Below are 20,707 nucleotides of genomic sequence, written 5' to 3'. Positions count from 1 at the left end.
CGAATGGACTTGTCGCAACTGACACCGCGCCGTCCTTACCTGTTGCGGGCTTTTTATGAGTGGTTGCTCGATAACCAGCTCACCCCACATCTGGTAGTCGACGTAACGTTGCCGGGTGTGCGCGTGCCCATGGAATATGCGCGCGACGGGCAGATCGTGTTGAACATTGCGCCGCGAGCCGTGGGTAACCTTGAACTGGCGAATGATGAAGTGCGTTTTAACGCGCGCTTTGGCGGCGTCCCGCGTCAGGTTGCTGTGCCGCTTGCCGCTGTTCTTGCTATCTACGCACGTGAAAACGGCGCGGGTACGATGTTCGAACCTGAAACGGCATACGATGAAGACGTGGTCACGGTGAATGACGACGACGAAACCTCTCTGCCGGATGGCGAGACGGTGATGTCGGTTATCGATGGCGACAAACCCGATCATGCGGACGATAACGATCCGGATGATGATCCCCCACCACGCGGCGGGCGTCCATCGCTGCGTGTCGTGAAGTAACACAAAGGCAGGGTCAATCGACCCTGCTTTTTTTACGGCAGCAACCCCGGCGCCAGCCAACACGCGATCGTTTCGCGCATTACCTTCCGCCTTGTTGCCAGCGCTTCAGGACGCTTAAGATCCTGCTGATAGATGATCGACAGCGTCGACTGGTTAATCAGATAGAAAAATCCCAAAGCCGACATTGTGATGTTTAGCTGCATCGCATCAATACCTGGGCGGATCGTCCCATCCTGCTGGCCGCGTTCAAGAATGCGCTGGGTTATCGAAAGCCAGCTACTGTTGATGGGGACAATCGTATCCACTTCCTTAAGGTGACGCGCCTTGAGCTGGTTTTCACTGTTGAGCAACTGGATAAATTCCGGGTTCTCAAGGTAGTAGTGCCAGGTAAAATCCATCAGTTCAAGTACCGCGTCGCGGGCAGGCAGATGATCGAGTTCCAGTGCGGCCTCTTTGGTACGGATATCCTGGTACGCGGCCTGCAAAACATGGGTAAACAGCGTATCTTTGTTGTCGAAATAATAGTAAATCAGCTGCTTGTTCACGTTCGCCGTCGCGGCGATCTGATCAATCCTCGCCCCGTCAAAACCCTTTTCAGCGAACTCCTTTTTGGCTGCATCAAGGATCAGGCTTTTTGTGAGATCTGGATCATGCCTGCGCTTTGTTCTGGCTTCCCCTTTCATAGATCCTCCATTCAATTTATTGTTTTAATTGTAGTTTTAAATAAATCAACCAGTTGGTTGATTTTGAGAAGTCGATCATGAATTTAATTTTTCTCTCTTTCTATACTGCTTTTACAGTTTCAACTGTTTAGTTGAAATGTTTGGCACTCATCAGGGAGTATGCTCATGATCCATTCGCAACGTCCGGTAGCATTAGTGACAGGCTCGACACGGGGAATTGGTAAAGCGTGCGCGTTGGCGCTTGCCAGAGCCGGGTTTCACGTCGCAATCAACGGACGCGATAACGAAGAAGGTCGCGCCCGACAACAAGCCATGGTAGCGGAATTAGAACAATTTGGCATCGAAGCTCTGGCGTTACCGGGTGATGTTTCAGATTTAATTCTCCAGCAAGGGATGCTGGACACCGTTTTGCAACGCTGGGGGCGACTGGACTGCCTTGTCAACAACGCCGGGACGGCGGCGAAGCAGCGTGGCGATCTGCTTGAGGTCACGCCGGATAATTACCAGTACTGTCAGGACGTCAACACCAGGGCAATGTTCTTCTTTTGCCAAAAAGCGGCGCGCGCCATGCTTTCGCAGGGTGAGCTTAATAATCAGCACCGCTCTATTATCAACATCACTTCCTGTAGCGCCCACAGCTTATCGATTTCTCGCGGAGAATATTGCGTATCGAAAGCAGCCGCCAGCATGGTGACGCAACTTTTTGCGCTGCGCCTGGCGGAAGAAGGCATCGGTGTTTATGAAATTCGCCCTGGTATCATCGAAACTGACATGACCAGCGGTGTGAAACCGAAGTATGACCAGTTGATCGGCGGCGGTCTGGTGCCGATGAAACGCTGGGGCCAGCCGACGGACATTGCCGTGGTCGTCGATGCGCTGGCAAACGGCAACTTACCTTTCACTGTCGGTCAAATTATTGATGTCGACGGCGGCCTGAACAAATCCCACTTTTAATTACGAGGCACAGCAATGGCGACAATTTCCGTTGGCATCATCATGCATGGCGTAACCGGGCGGATGGGCAAAAATCAGCATCTGATCCGCTCCATCGTGGCAATTCGTGAACAGGGCGGCGTTGAGCTGGCAAACGGCGACAGGCTCATGCCGGACCCGATCCTGATTGGTCGTAATGAAGAAAAAATTGCCGCACTGGCGAAACAAACCGGTATCAGTCGTTGGGGCACGGATCTGGATGCGGCGCTGGCCAACCCAAGCGATACGATCTTCTTTGATGCCGCCACGACGCAGGCGCGCCCCGGTTTACTGAAAAAAGCCATTGCCGCCGGTAAGCATATTTACTGCGAAAAACCGGTAGCGGTCAGCCTGTCAGAAGCCGTCGAGTTATATCACTACGCAGAGCAGCAGGGCGTTTGCCACGGCGTGGTACAGGACAAACTGTGGCTGCCGGGGCTGCGTAAACTGCAAATGCTCAATCAGGCGGGCTTCTTCGGTAAAGTGCTGTCGGTTCGCGGCGAGTTTGGTTACTGGGTGTTTGAAGGTGATTTGCAGCCGACCCAGCGCCCGTCATGGAACTACCGTCAGGAAGATGGCGGCGGCATCATCCTCGATATGATCTGCCACTGGCGTTATGTCGTCGACAACCTGTTTGGCGAAATCAAAAGCATCAGTTGCCTGGGCGCGACCCATATTCCGGAACGTTTTGATGAGCAGGGGAACGCCTACAAAGCCACCGCTGATGACGCCGCCTACGCCACATTTGAACTGCACAATGGCACTATCGTGCAGATCAACAGCTCCTGGTGTGTCCGGGTGCGTCGCGATGACCTGGTGACTTTCCAGGTGGATGGTGTGAACGGTTCTGCGGTTGCAGGCCTGACCGACTGTCTGACGCAATCACGTGTGAACACCCCGAAACCTGTCTGGAACCCGGATGTTCGCCAGACACATGACTTCTTCGAAGACTGGGCGCCAGTACCTGATACCACCACCTATGACAACGCCTTCAAGGTGCAATGGGAACTCTTTCTGCGCCATGTGCATGGTGAGATCGACTTCCGCTGGAATCTGCTGGAAGGGGCCAAAGGGGTGCAACTGGTTGAACTGGCGCTGCAAAGCTGGAAAGAACGCCGCTGGGTTGATGTTCCGTCACTGGTGCGCTAAGGAGGCCATATGCAACAGCCCGATCCACGTCGTTTATCGATGAATACCGCCACCGTCCGTAAGCAGTGGACGCTGGATAAGATCATCGACGGCTGCGCCCGTCATGAAATTCGCGGCATCTCGCCGTGGCGCGATCAGGTTCAGGCGCTGGGGTTAGAACGTACCGCGCAGCTGATCCGCAGTAACGAACTGACCGTCAGCGGCTATTGCCGCGGCGGGATGTTTCCCGGCATCGATGAGGCGGCACGCCGTGCGGCGGATGACGATAACCGCCGGGCGGTAGATGAAGCACTGGCAGTGAATGCCGCCTGTCTGGTGCTGGTGGTGGGCGGATTGCCGGGTGATTCGAAAGATATTGCCGGCGCACGTAGCCAGGTACGGGATGGTCTGGGCCGCCTGCTGGAGTATTCGCGCAAGGTGGGAATGCCGCTGGCGATTGAGCCGCTACACCCGATGTATGCCGCGGACCGCGCCTGTATAAACACCCTTGAGCAGGCCAACGATCTGTGTGATGAGCTCGGTGATGATGGGTTAGGAATGGCCGTCGATCTCTATCACACCTGGTGGGATCCAAAGTTTTTCCAGCAGATCGAACGCGCCGGACGGAAACGTATCCTGGGTTTTCACATCTGCGACTGGCTGGTGCCGACACAGCATCTGCTGCTCGATCGCGGCATGATGGGGGATGGGGTGATCGACATTCGCGCGGCCCGTCAGGCGGTGGAGGCGCTGGGGTACCAAGGGGCGCATGAAGTGGAGATTTTCTCCGAACACGACTGGTGGCAACGTGACCCGGATACGGTGCTCGCTACCTGCAAAGCGCGTCATTTAACGCATTGTTAATCAGATTTTGGCTGTATCTGATGTCTCGTCAGTCTTACCAGGTTAGTCGAGGGAATTATGAATACAGATACAAAAAAGATGATACTGGTGTCGGTGCTGTGTGGCCTTGGCTACATGATGTACTCCGTCGACCGTATGACTGTCTCCTCCGCCATTGGACTTATCGCGACGGATTTTGGGCTCGGTAGAGCCCAGTCCGGGATCCTGATGAGTTCATTCTTCTATGGCTTTATTGGTTTCTTATTTATCTCCGGGATTATCGCCGACAAACTCAGCGGCAAACCGGTGCTCATTCTTGGTTTAGTGATGTTCTCGCTTGCGACGATCCTGACGGGGGTGGCGGGTAGTCTGACATCGCTTATCTTTTACCGCGTGATGACCGGTATCGGCGAGGGGGTCTTCTGGCCCGCCGCATCGCTGGAAGTGGCCAACGTTACCACCGAGAAACAGCGCACGACGGTGATGTCCCTTTACTGGATGGGTTATCCGATTGGCGGCTTCTTCGGTACCTGGCTCGGTGCAATGCTCGGCCCGGTGTACGGCTGGCGCGTTGTGTTCTATGTCGCCGGAGCGCTGGGTCTGCTGGTAGCGCTGGCGTACGCCTTCATGGTGAAAAACGAGCCGAAAAAAGTGGTTGTCGCCACGACAAAAGAAAAAGTGCTGTTAAAACAACTGTTTCGTAACCAGTCCGTCATGCTGATGGCGTTCTATTACTTCCTGCTGCTGAGCGGCTGGTGGATTGTGTTGCTGTGGGCGCCGACCTTCCTGATGAATGTAAAACAACTGCCAATCAGTACCGCAGGAACCATTGCCAGTCTGCTGGGGCTGACCGGTGCGCTGGGGGGCTTCCTGCTTGGGCGTTTATGTGACCGTGGCGACTTCTCGCGTAAGCGTGCGGTGTTGATAGGCATCACGCTCGCCAGCAGCCTGCTGATGGCCGCGATGGTACTGCAACTGCCGGTCTTCGCCGTGGTGATTCTGGTGTTGTTCCTCGGGCTGCTCGGTTATCCCATCACACCGCTGGTCCTCTCATTTACCGCCGAACTGGTACCGCCACAGCTTCGCGGCTCCGCCATTGGCTTTGTGATGAATGTCGGCATGACGGCCGGTGGGATTTCACCCGTCCTGGCGGGCTATTTCGCGGATAAATATTCCATGTCTACCGTCTGGTTTGTCGCGGCCTGCGTGATGGTCGTCAGTTCGGTACTGCTGCTGGGGGTGCGTAAAGCGCCCAGGCCAGTGAAAGAGATGGAAATATCCGGCCTGTCATCACGCGTTTAACGAGGTAAAACATGACCACAGCGATCCCGCAATCGATCCTGGAAGCGCTTACGAATGTCTCTATGCCGCGCCATGTCATGATGGCGCAGCCGCAACAGACGCTGGACGTGGCGGGATACCGTATTCCGCTCTACCACAGCGAGGCGTTAGTGATTGGCAGCGGCGCCGCCGGGCTGCGCGCGGCGGTGGAGTTGCGTCGCCGCAAAATGGATGTTCTGGTGGCGACCCAAACCTTGTTTTGGGGAACATCGGCCTGCTCCGGATCGGATAAACAGACCCTGCATACCGCCTCGACCAGTTTTCGTGGCGATAATTTTACAGCCCTCGCCAGTGCTATCGGCGCGGGTGGGGCGATGGATGCCGACACGGCGTATGTTGAAGCGGTCGGCTCGGTAGAGGCTTTTATCGGCCTGAAAAGCATGGGGCTTCCCTTGCCGGAGGACCGCTACGGCGCCGTATTGCGCTACCAGACCGATCACGATGAAGTGGGCCGCGCAACCAGTTGTGGGCCACGTACTTCCCGCCTGATGGTCAAAGTGCTGGCGGAAGAGGCGGTCCTGTTGGGTGTGCCGTTTGTCGATCACGCGACAGCCGTACGTTTGCTCACCGAAGGGGAAGGGGAGCAGCGCCGGGTCGCCGGGGTGCTGGCCATTGTGAAAGGCGCGCGACAGGAAAATAACCCGTGGGGTCTATGTCTGATGCGTAGCGCGACAGTAGTCCTGGCGGCCGGTGGACCGGGTGAACTGTTCCGCGACAGCGTCTACCCGAAGCGCTGTTTTGGTTCGCTGGGGCTGGCGCTGGAGGCGGGGATCGCGACGGTCAATCTGACGGAACATCAGTTTGGTATCGGTACGCGACGCGATGAGTTCCCCTGGAACCTCTCCGGCACCTACGTGCAGAGCATGCCTTATATCTACTCGATAGATGCGCAGGGCCAGGAGCATAACTTTCTTGCCCGCTACTATCGCACCACGCGGGAGCTGGCCTCGAATATCTTCCGTAAGGGATATCAGTGGCCGATTCACGCCACGCGAATGCTGGATTTTGGCTCCAGCCTGGTGGATTTGGCTATCTATAATGAGTCGCAGGCCGGGCGCACGATCTATATGGATTTTAACCGTAATCCGCTGCCAGTACCGGGCGATGAACCCTTTGCCCTTGGCAATCTGGACGAGGATGTTTACCACTATCTGCGCAATAACGATGCCTGCCTGGAGCTACCGATTGCGCGCCTGCAACGGATGAACCCGCTGGCCATTGAGCTTTATAAACATCATGGTCATGACCTGACAACACAGCCGCTGCCGTTTAACGTCAATCACCAGCATATGAATGGCGGGATTGCGGTAGATACATGGGGCCATTCGTCGTTAAGTGGCTGCTATGCGATTGGCGAAGCGGCGGGCACGCACGGAGTAACGCGCCCCGGCGGTGCGGCGCTCAATGCCGGACAGGTCTTTGGGCTGCGCTGCGCGAAGCATATCGCGGCGACGCCACGGTTCGCATCAGAGTCTCTTTTTGCCCGTGAAACGGCTGAGCTTTTGCAGCAGATCCAGCGTGACAGCAGCCATCCTCAGGCGTTGCGGATTGACGATATTCGCGACGAAATCCAGCAGCGCATGAGTGAGCGTGCCGGGTTTGTCTGTGATGCCGGGCAGGTACCTGGCGCTGTTCAGGCGGCCCGTCGACTCAATCAACGTATTGCGCAAAACGGGGTGGCAATAACCCATCCAAACCAGACGGCGTTTAGCCTCCAGTGGCGCCAGATGGCGCTGGCATCGGAAGCGTTACTGGTGGCGCTGGAAAGCTATATTGCCCGTGGTGGCGGTAGCCGTGGCGCACGGATGTTGTGCTCTGCACAGGGAGACGTCGCACCGCAAACACGTGAAGGGGTATTGTCTGAGTTTCGTTTCATCTCTGAAAAGGCGGAGCACCGGCAGGAGCAAATACAGGTGACATGGCGCAACGGCGAGTTTGTTGTCGAGCAGCGGCCATTACGTACGCTTGATGACCTCTCGACGATCTTCTTTGAAAAGAACTGGCCAGATTATCTGACGGAGGAGATCTACCGACGTTAGTACTTTACCCAGGCTACGCTAGTGCGAGTAGCCTGGGTAAGCGAAGCGCCGCAGGGGAATATCCCCACTCATCACTCGCCGACTTCCCCTCTGGTGCTAACTTCGCCAGTCAGATATTCCTGTGATATGATGAAGTTGCTATCACATTTGCCACACTCCACTGCCATGAGCGCTATGAAATCATCAGATTCGCACGCTGAAAACACTGCTGAAAATGTCGGGCGCACGCTGCGTCGCCGTCCGTTGGCGCGCAAAAAATTATCCGAGATGGTGGAAGAAGAGCTCGAACAGATGATCCGCCGCCGGGAGTTTGCCGAAGGCGATGTGCTGCCCTCCGAGCGTGAGCTGATGGAGTTTTTCAATGTGGGCCGCCCCTCGGTACGCGAAGCGCTGGCGGCGCTCAAGCGTAAAGGATTAGTGCAAATCAGCAACGGTGAACGCGCCCGCGTTTCCCGTCCATCTGCCGATACCATCATTGGCGAGCTTTCCGGCATGGCGAAAGATTTTCTCTCCCGTCCCGGTGGTATTGCCCATTTTGAGCAGCTACGCCTGTTTTTCGAATCCAGCCTGGTGCGCCATGCGGCGGAACATGCCACGGATGAGCAAATTGAACGTCTCGGTAGGGCTCTGGAGCTGAACAGTCAGTCGCTGGACGACAACGCGCTATTTATTCGCTCCGATGTTGAATTCCATCGCGTACTGGCTGAAATCCCCGGTAATCCTATCTTTCTGACGATCCATGTTGCCCTGCTGGACTGGCTGATTGCCGCTCGCCCCACGGTGCCTGAAAAAGAGCTGCATCAGCACAATAACCTCAGTTATCAGCAGCATATTGAGATCGTCAATGCCATTCGCCAGCACGATCCCGATGCCGCCGATCGCGCATTGCATGTTCACCTCAACAGCGTTTTCGCCACCTGGCACGCGTTCGATAAACAGCAAAAATCCAGCAACTGATTGACCGATCCCTTTTGCGCGCTAGCGATCGTTTAGTGCGTTAGATCCCATTTAGCGTTTTCTCTCCCCGATGGCGATCATTTGCACTGGTATAATAGGTATAAAGGTATATAGTCAAAACGCACTCATGCAACAGGAGAAGATGATGACTGCTCAGTTAAGAGGGGTGATGGCCGCGCTGTTGACCCCGTTTGATGCCAGCGAAAAGCTGGATACCGAGAGCCTGCGCCGTCTGGTGCGTTTTAATATCAATCAGGGGATCGATGGGCTGTACGTGGGGGGATCCACCGGGGAAGCGTTCGTACAAAGCATTGCTGAGCGTGAACAGGTGCTGGAGATCGTCGCCGAAGAGGCGAAAGGCAAACTGACGCTGATTGCCCATGTCGGCACCGTCAGCACACACGAAACCCGGCAGCTTGCGCAGGCGGCCAGCCGCTATGGTTTTGACGCCGTCTCTGCCGTTACTCCGTTCTACTATCCGTTCAGCTTTGAAGAGCACTGCGACCACTATCGTGCAGTGATCGACGCCGCTAATGGTCTGCCGATGGTGGTTTACAACATTCCGGCGCTGAGTGGGGTGAAACTCACGCTGGATCAAATCGACACGCTGGTTACCCTGCCGGGCGTGGGCGCGCTGAAACAAACATCGGGCGATCTCTTCCAGATGGAGCAGATCCGCCGGGCGAATCCGGATCTGGTGCTCTATAACGGTTATGACGAGATCTTTGCATCCGGGCTGATGGCGGGCGCGGATGGTGGTATCGGCAGTACTTACAACATCATGGGTTGGCGCTATCTGGGTATCGTTCGCGCGCTGCAAACGGGCGACATTGCCACCGCGCAGCGCCTGCAGGCGCAATGCAATGAGGTTATCGAGCTGCTGATCAAAGTCGGTGTTTTCCGCGGCCTGAAAACGGTGCTGCACTACATGGATGTCCTGGCGGTACCGCTGTGTCGTAAGCCGTTCGCGCCGGTGGCGGAAAAATATTTGCCAGAACTTAAAGCGCTGGCGGCAGCACTGCAACAAGAGAAAGAACAACAACAGTGATCCGGAGCTGTCTGTCCGGAGGTGCTGCGCTGACCGGACAGACGGAGCCGCTCTTAACTCTGTCGGTCTACATAAGCGATGGGCAACGCCCATCGCGGGAGTATCACATGAGTACTGCTATGCAAAATATCCCGTGGTATCGCCATCTTGATCGGGCGCAATGGCGGGCTTTCTGCGCCGCCTGGCTGGGCTATCTGCTCGACGGTTTTGATTTTGTCCTTATCGCGTTGGTGTTAACGGAAATTCAGAGCGAATTTGGTCTGACGACGGTACAGGCGGCAAGCCTCATCTCCGCAGCCTTTATCTCCCGTTGGTTTGGAGGGCTGATGTTGGGCGCAATGGGTGACCGCTACGGTCGACGGTTGGCGATGGTCACCAGTATCCTTCTGTTCTCATGCGGTACGCTGGCCTGCGGGTTGGCCCCCGGCTTCACCACCATGTTTATCGCCCGGCTGGTGATCGGTATGGGGATGGCCGGAGAGTATGGCTCCAGCGCGACGTATGTGATTGAAAGCTGGCCCCGACAGTTGCGAAACAAAGCCAGCGGCTTTTTGATTTCCGGCTTCTCCGTCGGGGCCGTTATCGCGGCGCAGGTCTACAGCCTGGTGGTACCCGTCTGGGGCTGGCGCGCGCTGTTTTTCATCGGCATTTTGCCCATCGTCTTTGCCCTGTGGCTGAGGAAAAACATTCCGGAAGCGGAAGACTGGAAAGAGAGACATGCGGGTAAAGCGCCGGTACGCACGATGGTGGATATTCTGTATCGCGGCAAACATCGGGTGATTAACGTGGCGATGACAGTCATTGCCGCGACCTCATTGTGGTACTGCTTTGCCGGTGAAATGAAGAATGCCGCATTGGTGGCAATCCTCGGCCTGGTGTGCGCGTTTATCTTTATCAGCTTTATGGTGCAAAGCAGCGGCAAACGCTGGCCAACCGGTGTAATGCTGATGGTGGTGGTGCTCTTTGCGTTTCTCTACTCGTGGCCCATCCAGTCGCTGCTGCCGACTTACCTCAAAACCGAACTGGCCTATTCGCCTGCGACGGTAGCTAAAGTGCTGTTCTTTAGCGGATTTGGCGCTGCGGTGGGCTGTTGTGTTGGCGGTTTTCTGGGCGACTGGTTGGGGACGCGCAAAGCCTACGTCTATAGCCTGCTCGCCTCACAAATTCTGATCATCCCGGTGTTTGCCATTGGTGGCACTAGCGTATGGGTTCTCGGTTTTCTGCTCTTCTTCCAGCAAATGCTGGGGCAGGGGATCTCAGGCATTCTGCCTAAACTGATCGGCGGCTACTTCGATACCGACCAGCGTGCGGCAGGTTTAGGATTTACCTACAACGTTGGGGCCCTGGGCGGCGCACTGGCACCAATCCTGGGGGCGCTGATCGCTCAGCGTCTGGATCTGGGTACCGCACTGGGATCGCTCTCCTTTAGCCTGACCTTTGTGGTGATCCTGTTGATTGGGCTGGATATGCCCTCGCGCGTCCAGCGTTGGCTACGCCCCGAAGCGCTGCGTACCCATGATGCGATCGACGGTAAGCCATTCAGCGGCGCGGTCAGCCACAGCGATGGTAAGAACGGGTTATTAAAAACGAAAGGATAACCAGACATGTCTCTGATAGCGAAAATGGATGAACAAATTGGCCGCCGGGGTGGGCTGGTGGTCTCCTGCCAGCCTGTTCCGGATAGCCCACTGGATAAGCCGGAAATCGTGGCGGCGATGGCACTGGCCGCCCAGCAGGCCGGGGCGGTGGCGCTGCGTATTGAAGGCATTAACAACCTGCGTGCCGTACGTCGGGTTGTGACGCTGCCCATCATCGGCATTATTAAACGCGACTTAACGGACTCCCCGGTGCGCATTACCCCTTACGCTGAGGACGTCGATGCGCTGGCACAGGCGGGGGCAGATATTATCGCCATTGATGGTACCGATCGTGTTCGCCCGGTTGCGGTGCGTGACCTGCTGGCGCGTATTCATCACCACGGGCTTATCGCGATGGCCGATTGTTCCTGCGAGCAGGATGGCTTGTATTGCCAGCAAGCAGGAGCGGAGCTGATTGGCACCACGCTGTCTGGCTACACCAGCGAACATACGCCCGCAGAACCGGACCTGGCGCTGGTCACCACGCTCAGCCAGGCCGGATGCCGGGTGATGGCGGAAGGGCGCTATAACTCGCCCGAACTGGCGGCGCAGGCGAAGCGCCATGGAGCATGGGCGGTGACCGTCGGCTCAGCCATTACGCGGCTGGAGTACATTTGTCAGTGGTATTGCGATGCACTCCAGGAGGCAGCGACATGACCACGCTGGCGATTGATATCGGTGGCACCAAGCTTGCTGCCGCGCTGGTGGACGGTGACCTGCAGATTCACCAACGCCGTGAGTTGCCCACGCCCGCCAGTAAAACCCCGGATGCCCTGCGGGCGGCACTCCTGGCGTTGGTCGCCCCGCTTGTCTCTCAGGCCCGGCAGGTGGCGGTTGCCTCAACCGGAATTATTCGTGAAGGTACCTTGCAGGCGATCAATCCACAAAACCTGGGCGGTCTGTTGCATTTCCCGTTGGTTTCTACCCTGACGGAGATAACGGGCTTGCCTGCGCTGGCGGTGAATGATGCGCAGGCCGCTGCCTGGGCGGAGTACCACGCATTGGGCGAGAGCATCGACGATATGGTGTTTATCACGGTTTCCACTGGCGTAGGCGGCGGTGTAGTGAGCGATGGTGTGCTGCGTATGGGCCATGAGGGGCTGGCAGGCCATTTGGGCCATACGCTTGCCGATCCTGGCGGTCCGCGCTGCGGCTGTGGGCGAGTGGGATGCGTTGAAGCGATCGCTTCCGGGCGCGGTATCGCGGCAGCGGCGCAGGGTGATCTGGCAGGCTGCGATGCGAAAGCCATTTTTGCCCATGCGGCGAATGGGCATGCGCAGGCGCGCGAACTGGTTCAGCGCTCGGCGCAGGCGCTGGCGCGCCTGATTGCCGATATGAAGGCGACCACGGACTGCCAACGTGTGGTGGTGGGCGGCAGTATTGGCCTTGCACCGGGGTATCTGGCGCTAGTGCGTGCGTGTCTGGCCCTGGAGCCATCAGTCTATCGGGTGGTGTTAAGTGAGGCGTACTATCGCCATGACGCAGGATTACTGGGCGCCGCGCTGCTGGCGCAAGGAGTGAAAAAATGATGACAGGTGAAGTGGCGTCGCTCGCCCACTCGGGGTTGCATCCGGTGCTGCTGAATGCCCTGACGCTGGCACTGGATGCGCGCGTGCAGGAAAAGCCGCCGGGCAGTTACCCGCTACAGGGTGACGCTATCTTTATGAACATCATGCAATTTTCCACACAACCCGCGGAACAGAAGAAGGCCGAGCTGCATGCGCAGTACATTGATATCCAGCTATTGCTGGCGGGTGAAGAGCGCATTTTGTATGGCATTCCAGGGTCTGCACGGCAGTGCGATGACTGGCATGTTGAGGACGATTATCAGCTTTGCGCCGCGATTTGTGCCGGGCAGGTTGTCACACTAACGCCTGGCATGTTTGCGATTTTTATGCCGGGTGAGCCACATAAGCCGGGGTGTATGGTGAGTACTGCGCAAGAGATTAAAAAGGTGGTGATTAAGGTCTGTGCCAGCCTGCTTACGGCATAAAAAAGCCGGATGGTGTACCATCCGGCTTTTTCTTGCCTGTCCTGGATTTCCGGGAAAACCCTTATACTTCAAGCCAGTTGAGGATGCCGTCTGCCGCCTTACGGCCTTCGGCAATGGCGGTGACCACCAGATCGGAGCCGCGAACGATATCGCCACCGGCAAAGATTTTCGGGTTGCTGGTCTGAAACGCGTTCTCGCTGCCTTCCGGGGCGATGATGCGGCCCTGAGAGTCCAGCTCGACGCTGTGTTTCGCCAGCCATTCCATGCTGTGTGGGCGGAAACCAAACGCCATCACGACCGCATCAGCCGGTACCACATGTTCGGAACCCGCAACGATCTCCGCACGACGACGGCCTTTGGCATCTGGCGCACCCATTTCGGTACGCGCCATTTTCACGCCGCAGACTTTACCGTTGGCATTCACTTCGACACCCAGCGGCTGCACGTTGAACTGGAATTCCACACCCTCTTCGCGCGCGTTTTTCACTTCGCGTTTTGAACCCGGCATATTTTCTTCATCACGGCGGTAAGCACAAATCACATTGGTGGCACCCTGACGAACAGAAGTACGCACGCAGTCCATTGCGGTGTCGCCACCACCCAGAACAACAACGCGTTTGCCTTCCATGCTGATGAAGGGTTCGTCAGTCGATTCACCAAAGCCCATCAGTTGCTTGGTATTCGCAATAAGGAACGGCAGCGCGTCGAATACGCCATCGGCATCTTCGTTTTCCAGACCGCCACGCATCGACTGATAGGTGCCGACGCCAAGGAATACCGCGTCATAATCTTTCAGCAAGTCATCAAGCTGTACGTCGCGACCGACTTCGGTATTCAGCTTGAATTCAATCCCCATGCCAGTGAAGATTTCGCGACGGCGGGTCATCACCTCTTTTTCCAACTTGAATGCCGGGATACCGAAGGTGAGCAGACCACCGATTTCCGGATGGCGGTCAAACACCACTGCTTTGACGCCATTACGGGTCAGCACATCGGCGCATGCCAGACCTGCCGGACCTGCACCGATAATCGCCACGCGTTTGTCCGTCTGCTTCACGCCGGTCATATCCGGGCGCCAGCCCATCTCGAACGCTTTATCATTGATGTAGCGTTCGATGTTACCGATGGTGACCGCGCCGAACTCATCATTCAGCGTACAGGAACCTTCACACAGGCGGTCCTGCGGGCAAACGCGCCCGCAGACTTCCGGCAAGGTGTTAGTCTGATGAGACAGTTCAGCGGCCTCAAAAATACGCCCTTCGTTGGCCAGTTTCAGCCAGTTCGGGATGTAGTTATGGACCGGACATTTCCATTCGCAGTACGGGTTACCACAGGAGAGGCAGCGATCTGCCTGCGCCTTGGCCTGGCCTTCCGAAAATGGCTCGTAGATTTCAATAAATTCAATCTTACGGATCTTCAGCGGTTTCTTTGGCGGATCCACGCGCTGTAAGTCGATAAACTGGTATACGTTCTGACTCATTGCTGCCCCTTACTGCGCCTGCACACGCAGCTCTGCTGCGCTACGACTACGATGACCCAACAGTGCTTTCACATCACTGGACTTCGGTTTAACCAGTGCAAATTTCTCCGCGAAGGCTGGCCAGTTAGCCAGAATCTCTTCGCCGCGAGATGAACCGGTATGGTGCACATGCTCGGTAATCAGACCGCGCAGATGCTCTTCGTGGATGGCGAGGTCATCGACGCTCAACACTTCCACCAGTTCCGGGTTCACACGTTTGCGGAACTCGCCGTCTTCATCCAGGACATAGGCGAAGCCGCCGGTCATCCCTGCGCCAAAGTTCACGCCTGTTTTACCGAGGATACAGACGATACCGCCGGTCATGTATTCACAACCGTTATCGCCGATGCCTTCCACGACAGTAATCGCGCCGGAGTTACGTACGCCGAAACGTTCACCCGCGCGGCCTGCGGCATACAGACGACCACCGGTTGCGCCATACAGGCAGGTGTTACCGATAATGCTGGCCTCGTGGCTACGATAAGCAGAGCCTACCGGCGGACGTACCGCGACTAAACCACCTGCCATGCCCTTGCCTACGTAGTCGTTGGCATCGCCAGTCAGATACAGCTCAACGCCACCGGCGTTCCAGACGCCAAAGCTCTGGCCTGCGGTACCGCTAAAGTGCACGGTAATCGGATCCGCCGCCAGCCCCTGATCGCCATGCGTTTGCGCGATGTAGCCAGACAAAGATGCGCCGACAGAACGGTCCGTGTTGCGAATATCAAACCAGAACGTTTTGCTCTGGCGTTCGTCGACAAATGGTTTGGCCTGCTGTAGCAACTGCGCATTCAACACACCGTTGTCGAACGGCGGGTTGTTTTCGGTGCAGTAGAGCGCTTTGCCAGGATGCGGCTCGGCGGTTTCCAGCAGTTTCGACAAATCCAGCTTCTGTTGTTTGGCGGTGAAACCGTCCAGCTCTTTGAGCAGATCGGTGCGACCAATCAAATCCACCAGGCGCTTCACGCCGAGCTGCGCCATTAACTCACGTACTTCACGGGCGATAAATTCAAAGTAATTGGTCACTTTGAACGGCAGACCGTGGTAGTGATTTTTACGCAGTTTTTCATCCTGAGTTGCTACGCCGGTTGCGCAGTTGTTCAGGTGGCAAATACGCAGGTATTTACAGCCCAGCGCCACCATCGGGCCGGTACCAAAGCCGAAGCTTTCCGCACCAAGGATTGCCGCTTTGATGATGTCCTGGCCGGTTTTCAGACCGCCATCTGTCTGTAAACGAATTTTGTGGCGCAGACCGTTGGCCACCAGCGCCTGTTGGGTTTCCACCAGGCCCAGTTCCCACGGACAGCCCGCGTATTTCACCGATGACAGCGGGCTTGCACCGGTACCGCCATCGTAACCGGCGATGGTGATGAGATCCGCATAGGCTTTTGCCACGCCGGTCGCGATGGTGCCGACGCCTGGTTCGGAAACCAGCTTCACGGAGATCATCGCTTTCGGGTTGACCTGTTTCAGGTCGAAAATCAGTTGCGCCAGATCTTCGATAGAGTAGATATCGTGGTGCGGCGGCGGAGAAATCAGCGTCACGCCCGGTACGGAATAGCGCAGTTTAGCAATGTACGGGGTCACTTTATCGCCCGGTAACTGACCGCCTTCACCCGGTTTCGCACCCTGAGCGACTTTAATCTGAATCACGTCAGCATTGACCAGATACGCCGGGGTGACGCCGAAGCGACCGGAAGCGACCTGTTTAATGCGCGAAACTTTGTTGGTGCCATAGCGCGCCGGGTCTTCGCCGCCTTCACCGGAGTTGGAGAAGCCGCCGAGGCTGTTCATGGCTTCTGCCAGCGCTTCATGCGCTTCCGGGCTCAATGCGCCGATGGACATTGCCGCGGTATCAAAGCGTTTGAACAGTTCACTTGCCGGTTCAACGTCGTTGATGCTGACGGTTTCGCCGTTCGGCGTGATAGCCAGCAGGTCGCGCAGGGTCGCAGCCGGACGCTCATTCACCAGTTTGGCGTACTGCTGATAGTCGCTGTACTCGCCACTCTGGACGGCTTGCTGCAGGGTGCGCACCACATCCGGGTTATAGGCGTGGTATTCACCGCCGTGAACGTATTTCAGCAGACCGCCCGCTTCGAGCGGTTTACGTGCCAGCCAGGCGCGTTTGGAGAGGTTCAGCAGATCCTGCTGGAAGTCAGCAAAACCTGCGCCGCTGATACGGCTAACCACGCCCTGGAAGCAGAGTTCGGAAACCTCTTCGTGCAGACCAACGGCTTCGAACAGTTTTGAGCAACGGTAAGAGGCAATCGTCGAGATGCCCATTTTGGACATGATCTTGTACAGCCCTTTGTTGATGCCGTTGCGGTAGTTCAGCATCACCGTGCGGTAATTCTTCTCAATGGCTTTGGTATCGACCAGTTTTGCCAACGTTTCGTACGCCAGGTACGGATAAATCGCGGTGGCGCCGAAGCCCAGCAGCACTGCAAAATGGTGCGGGTCGCGGGCGCTGGCGGTTTCTACGATGATGTTGGCATCGCAGCGCAGGCTTTTCTCAACCAGACGGGTCTGCACCGCGCCAACCGCCATTGGTGCCGGTACCGGCAGACGGTTTTTAGCGATGTTACGGTCAGACAGCACCAGCAGCACGGTGCCGTTACGCACCATCTGTTCTGCTTTATCGCACAGCGCTCTCACCGTCTCTTCCAGCGAGGTTTCGGTCACATCGAAAGTGATGTCCAGCACATCTGCGCGATAGTGCTCCTCTTTCATGGTGGTAAGCTGCGTGAAATCGGAGTACAGCAGGATCGGCGATTTGAAGCTCAGACGGTGTGCCTGGCCTTCTGCTTCACAGAAGACATTCATCTCACGACCGATACTGGTGGCCAGCGACATCACATGGGCTTCACGCAGCGGGTCAATCGGTGGGTTCGTCACCTGTGCGAACTGCTGGCGGAAGTAGTCGTAAATGATACGCGGCTGGCTGGAGAGCACAGCAAACGGGGTATCGTCACCCATTGAGCCGACCGCTTCCTGGCCGTTTTCACCGAGTACGCGGATAACAGAATCGAGCTCTTCAAAGCTGTAGTTAAACTGCTTCTGATAGCTTGTCAGCAGGTCGTCATCCATTTCGCGGATACCAACCTGGTCATCGGCCAGATCTTCAAACGGCACCAGACGACGAACGTTTTTCTCCATCCATTCTTTATAAGGATGGCGGCTTTTCAGATCGTCATCGGTCTCTGCGGAGTGCAGAATGCGACCGCCACGGGTATCGATAACCATCAGCTCGCCCGGACCGACGCGGCCTTTTTCGACCACTTCGTCAGGCTGATAATCCCAGATGCCCACTTCGGAGGCACAGGTGATCAGCTTATCTTTGGTGATGACATAGCGTGCCGGACGCAGGCCGTTACGGTCCAGGTTACAGGCCGCGAAACGGCCATCGGACATGACGATGCCCGCCGGGCCATCCCAGGGTTCCATATGCATGGAGTTAAAATCGAAGAAGGCGCGCAGGTCCGGGTCCATATCCGGGTTGTTCTGCCAGGCTGGTGGTACCAGCAGGCGCATGGCGCGCACGATATCCATCCCGCCGGCCAGCAGCAGTTCCAGCATGTTATCCATGGAGCTGGAGTCAGAGCCGGTTTCGTTGACGAACGGCGCGGCATCATGCAGATCCGGGATCAGCGGGGTCTGGAATTTGTAGGTACGCGCACGAGCCCACTGACGGTTACCGGTGATGGTGTTGATTTCACCGTTATGCGCCAGATAGCGGAACGGCTGTGCCAGCGGCCAGCGCGGTACGGTGTTGGTGGAGAAGCGCTGGTGGAACAGGCAAATGGCCGATTCCAGACGCAGATCCGCCAGGTCCAGGTAGAAGCGCGGCAGGTCAGCCGGCATACACAGACCTTTATAGATGTTCACCAGGTTAGAGAGGCTACAAACGTAGAACTCTTTATCTTCCTGCAGACGCTTTTCAATGCGACGGCGGGCAATAAACAGACGGCGTTCCATATCACGCGGGCGCCAGCCAGCCGGGGCGTTAACAAAAATTTGCTCAATACGAGGCAGCGAGGAGAGGGCGATTTCACCGAGTACCCCTTCGTTGGTTGGCACATCGCGCCAGCCGACAATAGACAGGGTCTCACGTTGAAGTTCTTCTTCTACAATACGGCGAGATGTGCTGGCTTTTTCTGGATCCTTATTCAGGAACAGCATACCAACGGCATAGTTTTTGGCTAAACGCCAGCCGCGCTCTTCCGCAACGATACGGAAGAAACGATCGGGTTTTTGCAGCAGCAGACCGCAACCGTCGCCGGTTTTACCATCAGCGAGGATTGCGCCACGGTGCTGCATGCGGGCCAGTGCGTGAATAGCGGTACGCACTACCTTGTGGCTAGGTTCGCCTTCTATGTGGGCGATCAGGCCGAAACCACAGTTATCCCTCTCAAGGGATTTATCGTACAACATATCAGTGAACCTCCCCAGGCTCTGCGGGATTCCCATCCGATACCGATTGCGCGCGGGCACAGCAAGGGCATGGCGACGGGGCTAAATAAAGCCTCGAATGTCGCCCTCTTTAATTTCCTTTTCGCATCGGTACACAAGTGTTGAGGACTTGCTTAAGAGGGAATCTCAATAACTGCATAAATATGATGAGCAGACCACTCATCCAGAAAGCTTCCAGCGGATTCCCAACTTATCGGGAATCCGTACACAGGTCAAATGCCAGGCTTATTTATCTAATAATGTGCTAAAGGATGTTTAATTAATTGATATGTAAATGAATTTAACCTTATTTACAATCAATAAGCCCAGCGCGGAGCGGCAGAGTAATGTGATCTGACTCACTATCGGGAAGCGTTGTTAATGCGTTACCCTACTAAGAGAAATGTGGATTTCAGAATATTATTCTGAGATTGTTCTTATGAGCACATGAACGCACTGTTTTTCACTTGTGACACTATTTCTGCAAAATATCGTCTGAACATAAGGAAAAGTAATTGCCCGAAGAGTGCATGAAATTGCGGTAATCTTGACTGGTTATGCAATGAATAAAAGCCTTGCCGGGCGATTGATCCACATCATCGCCGTCGAAAGCTAAAAATGGCAGGCTTGGCCTCTTTTCAAAGGCACGGCCTGTCAGATTATGCAGTTACAAAAATTAGTCAATATGTTTGGTGGGGATCTTGCCCGTCGTCATGGACAAAAGGTTCATAAATTGACGCTTCACGGCGGTTTTAGCTGCCCGAATCGGGATGGCACCATCGGCCGGGGCGGCTGTACGTTCTGCAATGTCGCTTCTTTTGCCGATGAAGAGCAGCAGCATCGTTCGATTGCCGAACAACTGGCACATCAGGCGAACCTTGTGAATCGCGCTAAACGCTACCTCGCCTATTTCCAGGCTTACACCAGCACCTGGGCCGAAGTACAGGTGCTGCGTTCCATGTATCAACAGGCAATAAGCCAGGCCAGCATTGTTGGCCTGTGTGTCGGTACACGCCCGGACTGCGTACCCGAGGCGGTGCTGGATTTGCTAAGCGAATACAAAGATCAGGGGTATGAAGTCTGGCTGGAGCTGGGTCTGCAAACCGCGCACGATAAAACGCTGCACCGTATTAACCGTGGGCATGATTTCGCCTGTTACCAGCGAACCACCCGTCTGGCCCGCGAGCGCGGGCTGAAAGTCTGTAGCCACCTTATTGTCGGTTTACCGGGGGAAGGGCAGTCGGAATGCCTGCAAACGCTCCATCACGTGGTAGAGACTGGCGTAGACGGTATCAAGCTGCATCCCCTGCATATTGTGAAGGGCAGCATTATGGCCAAAGCCTGGGAGGCGGGCCGTCTGCAGGGCATTGAACTGGAGGACTACACTGTCACCGCCGGGGAGATGATTCGCGCCACGCCAGCGGAGGTGATTTACCATCGCGTCTCTGCCAGCGCCCGTCGCCCGACGCTTCTGGCGCCGTTGTGGTGCGAAAATCGCTGGACGGGAATGGTTGAGCTGGATCGCTATCTTACTGAACATGGTGTGCAAGGTTCCGCAGTGGGTCGCCCCTGGATCCAACCGTGACGGTTGCCTGGC

Annotated in this window: 16 protein-coding genes; 13 read left to right on the top strand and 3 right to left on the bottom strand. The window is 56.2% G+C overall.

Annotated features, from left to right (window positions below; genetic code table 11):
• The first annotated feature begins 3 nt into the window (after positions 1-3).
• Positions 4-501 carry a ClpXP protease specificity-enhancing factor gene (gene sspB, locus IP582_RS22435; RefSeq protein WP_039077428.1) on the top strand — a complete coding sequence of 166 codons (498 nt, stop codon included), beginning with the start codon at positions 4-6 and terminating at the stop codon, positions 499-501.
• 32 nt (positions 502-533) lie between these two features.
• On the opposite strand, the gene IP582_RS22430 is transcribed toward sspB, so the two are convergent.
• Complete coding sequence (locus IP582_RS22430) at positions 534-1,184, bottom strand: TetR/AcrR family transcriptional regulator (RefSeq protein ID WP_079497045.1); 651 nt, start codon at positions 1,182-1,184, stop codon at positions 534-536.
• 165 nt (positions 1,185-1,349) lie between these two features.
• Here IP582_RS22430 and IP582_RS22425 point away from each other — a divergent pair, with 165 nt between their 5' ends.
• From IP582_RS22425 to nanQ, 11 genes are all read left to right on the top strand, one after another.
• Entirely contained in the window at positions 1,350-2,138 is a 789-nt protein-coding gene (locus tag IP582_RS22425; RefSeq protein ID WP_052249198.1) for a 3-ketoacyl-ACP reductase, read from the top strand.
• Positions 2,139-2,153: 15 nt separating this feature from the next.
• Positions 2,154-3,305: a Gfo/Idh/MocA family protein gene (locus tag IP582_RS22420; RefSeq protein WP_193794485.1), complete on the top strand. Its 1,152-nt coding sequence runs from the start codon at positions 2,154-2,156 to the stop codon at positions 3,303-3,305.
• Between the two features lie 9 nt (positions 3,306-3,314).
• Positions 3,315-4,148, top strand: coding sequence for a sugar phosphate isomerase/epimerase (locus IP582_RS22415; protein ID WP_193794484.1), 834 nt, complete (start codon positions 3,315-3,317; stop codon positions 4,146-4,148).
• A 57-nt stretch (positions 4,149-4,205) separates the two neighbouring features.
• Positions 4,206-5,429: an MFS transporter gene (locus IP582_RS22410; protein WP_193794483.1), complete on the top strand. Its 1,224-nt coding sequence runs from the start codon at positions 4,206-4,208 to the stop codon at positions 5,427-5,429.
• 11 nt (positions 5,430-5,440) lie between these two features.
• Positions 5,441-7,507: an FAD-binding protein gene (locus IP582_RS22405; protein ID WP_193794482.1), complete on the top strand. Its 2,067-nt coding sequence runs from the start codon at positions 5,441-5,443 to the stop codon at positions 7,505-7,507.
• 174 nt (positions 7,508-7,681) lie between these two features.
• Positions 7,682-8,464 carry a transcriptional regulator NanR gene (gene nanR, locus IP582_RS22400; protein ID WP_370551777.1) on the top strand — a complete coding sequence of 261 codons (783 nt, stop codon included), beginning with the start codon at positions 7,682-7,684 and terminating at the stop codon, positions 8,462-8,464.
• A 145-nt stretch (positions 8,465-8,609) separates the two neighbouring features.
• Positions 8,610-9,512: an N-acetylneuraminate lyase gene (gene nanA / locus IP582_RS22395; protein WP_071194430.1), complete on the top strand. Its 903-nt coding sequence runs from the start codon at positions 8,610-8,612 to the stop codon at positions 9,510-9,512.
• 107 nt (positions 9,513-9,619) lie between these two features.
• Positions 9,620-11,110 carry an MFS transporter gene (locus tag IP582_RS22390; RefSeq protein WP_193794481.1) on the top strand — a complete coding sequence of 497 codons (1,491 nt, stop codon included), beginning with the start codon at positions 9,620-9,622 and terminating at the stop codon, positions 11,108-11,110.
• 6 nt (positions 11,111-11,116) lie between these two features.
• A complete protein-coding gene (locus IP582_RS22385) occupies positions 11,117-11,806 on the top strand; it encodes an N-acetylmannosamine-6-phosphate 2-epimerase (RefSeq protein WP_193794480.1) in 690 nt (229 codons plus the stop codon).
• Positions 11,803-12,678 carry an N-acetylmannosamine kinase gene (locus IP582_RS22380; protein ID WP_193794479.1) on the top strand — a complete coding sequence of 292 codons (876 nt, stop codon included), beginning with the start codon at positions 11,803-11,805 and terminating at the stop codon, positions 12,676-12,678. The genes IP582_RS22385 and IP582_RS22380 overlap by 4 nt, the downstream gene beginning before the upstream one ends.
• Positions 12,675-13,142, top strand: coding sequence for an N-acetylneuraminate anomerase (nanQ, locus tag IP582_RS22375; protein WP_193794478.1), 468 nt, complete (start codon positions 12,675-12,677; stop codon positions 13,140-13,142). Before IP582_RS22380 ends, nanQ begins: the two co-directional genes overlap by 4 nt.
• A gap of 61 nt (positions 13,143-13,203) precedes the next feature.
• On the opposite strand, the gene gltD is transcribed toward nanQ, so the two are convergent.
• Together gltD and gltB are read right to left on the bottom strand one after the other, a co-directional pair.
• Entirely contained in the window at positions 13,204-14,622 is a 1,419-nt protein-coding gene (gene gltD, locus IP582_RS22370; protein WP_079497052.1) for a glutamate synthase subunit GltD, read from the bottom strand.
• 9 nt (positions 14,623-14,631) lie between these two features.
• A complete protein-coding gene (gene gltB, locus IP582_RS22365; RefSeq protein ID WP_125123811.1) occupies positions 14,632-19,092 on the bottom strand; it encodes a glutamate synthase large subunit in 4,461 nt (1,486 codons plus the stop codon).
• Positions 19,093-19,771: 679 nt separating this feature from the next.
• Between gltB and IP582_RS22360 the strand changes: the two genes are divergently transcribed.
• Positions 19,772-20,695 (top strand): TIGR01212 family radical SAM protein, encoded by a 924-nt coding sequence (locus IP582_RS22360; RefSeq protein ID WP_193794477.1) that lies wholly within the window; start codon positions 19,772-19,774, stop codon positions 20,693-20,695.
• The last annotated feature ends 12 nt before the right edge of the window (positions 20,696-20,707 follow it).

This window comes from Citrobacter sp. BDA59-3 (assembly GCF_015167655.1).
Taxonomy (GTDB): Bacteria; Pseudomonadota; Gammaproteobacteria; order Enterobacterales; family Enterobacteriaceae; genus Phytobacter; species Phytobacter diazotrophicus.
The sequence above is the reverse complement of the archived record's forward strand: the minus strand, read 5'-3'. Positions and strand labels throughout refer to the sequence as shown.

What these genes read in the sequence shown, in the direction of transcription:
- IP582_RS22420 (WP_193794485.1), top strand. Translation starts at nt 2,154, where the DNA reads ATGGCGACAATTTCCGTTGGCATCATCATGCATGGCGTAACCGGGCGG.
- IP582_RS22385 (WP_193794480.1), top strand. Translation starts at nt 11,117, where the DNA reads ATGTCTCTGATAGCGAAAATGGATGAACAAATTGGCCGCCGGGGTGGG.
- gltD (WP_079497052.1), bottom strand. Translation starts at nt 14,622, where the DNA reads ATGAGTCAGAACGTATACCAGTTTATCGACTTACAGCGCGTGGATCCG.
- IP582_RS22390 (WP_193794481.1), top strand. Translation starts at nt 9,620, where the DNA reads ATGAGTACTGCTATGCAAAATATCCCGTGGTATCGCCATCTTGATCGG.
- sspB (WP_039077428.1), top strand. Translation starts at nt 4, where the DNA reads ATGGACTTGTCGCAACTGACACCGCGCCGTCCTTACCTGTTGCGGGCT.
- nanR (WP_370551777.1), top strand. Translation starts at nt 7,682, where the DNA reads ATGAAATCATCAGATTCGCACGCTGAAAACACTGCTGAAAATGTCGGG.
- nanA (WP_071194430.1), top strand. Translation starts at nt 8,610, where the DNA reads ATGACTGCTCAGTTAAGAGGGGTGATGGCCGCGCTGTTGACCCCGTTT.
- IP582_RS22405 (WP_193794482.1), top strand. Translation starts at nt 5,441, where the DNA reads ATGACCACAGCGATCCCGCAATCGATCCTGGAAGCGCTTACGAATGTC.
- IP582_RS22425 (WP_052249198.1), top strand. Translation starts at nt 1,350, where the DNA reads ATGATCCATTCGCAACGTCCGGTAGCATTAGTGACAGGCTCGACACGG.
- IP582_RS22430 (WP_079497045.1), bottom strand. Translation starts at nt 1,184, where the DNA reads ATGAAAGGGGAAGCCAGAACAAAGCGCAGGCATGATCCAGATCTCACA.
- IP582_RS22410 (WP_193794483.1), top strand. Translation starts at nt 4,206, where the DNA reads ATGAATACAGATACAAAAAAGATGATACTGGTGTCGGTGCTGTGTGGC.
- IP582_RS22415 (WP_193794484.1), top strand. Translation starts at nt 3,315, where the DNA reads ATGCAACAGCCCGATCCACGTCGTTTATCGATGAATACCGCCACCGTC.
- IP582_RS22360 (WP_193794477.1), top strand. Translation starts at nt 19,772, where the DNA reads ATGCAGTTACAAAAATTAGTCAATATGTTTGGTGGGGATCTTGCCCGT.
- gltB (WP_125123811.1), bottom strand. Translation starts at nt 19,092, where the DNA reads ATGTTGTACGATAAATCCCTTGAGAGGGATAACTGTGGTTTCGGCCTG.
- IP582_RS22380 (WP_193794479.1), top strand. Translation starts at nt 11,803, where the DNA reads ATGACCACGCTGGCGATTGATATCGGTGGCACCAAGCTTGCTGCCGCG.
- nanQ (WP_193794478.1), top strand. Translation starts at nt 12,675, where the DNA reads ATGATGACAGGTGAAGTGGCGTCGCTCGCCCACTCGGGGTTGCATCCG.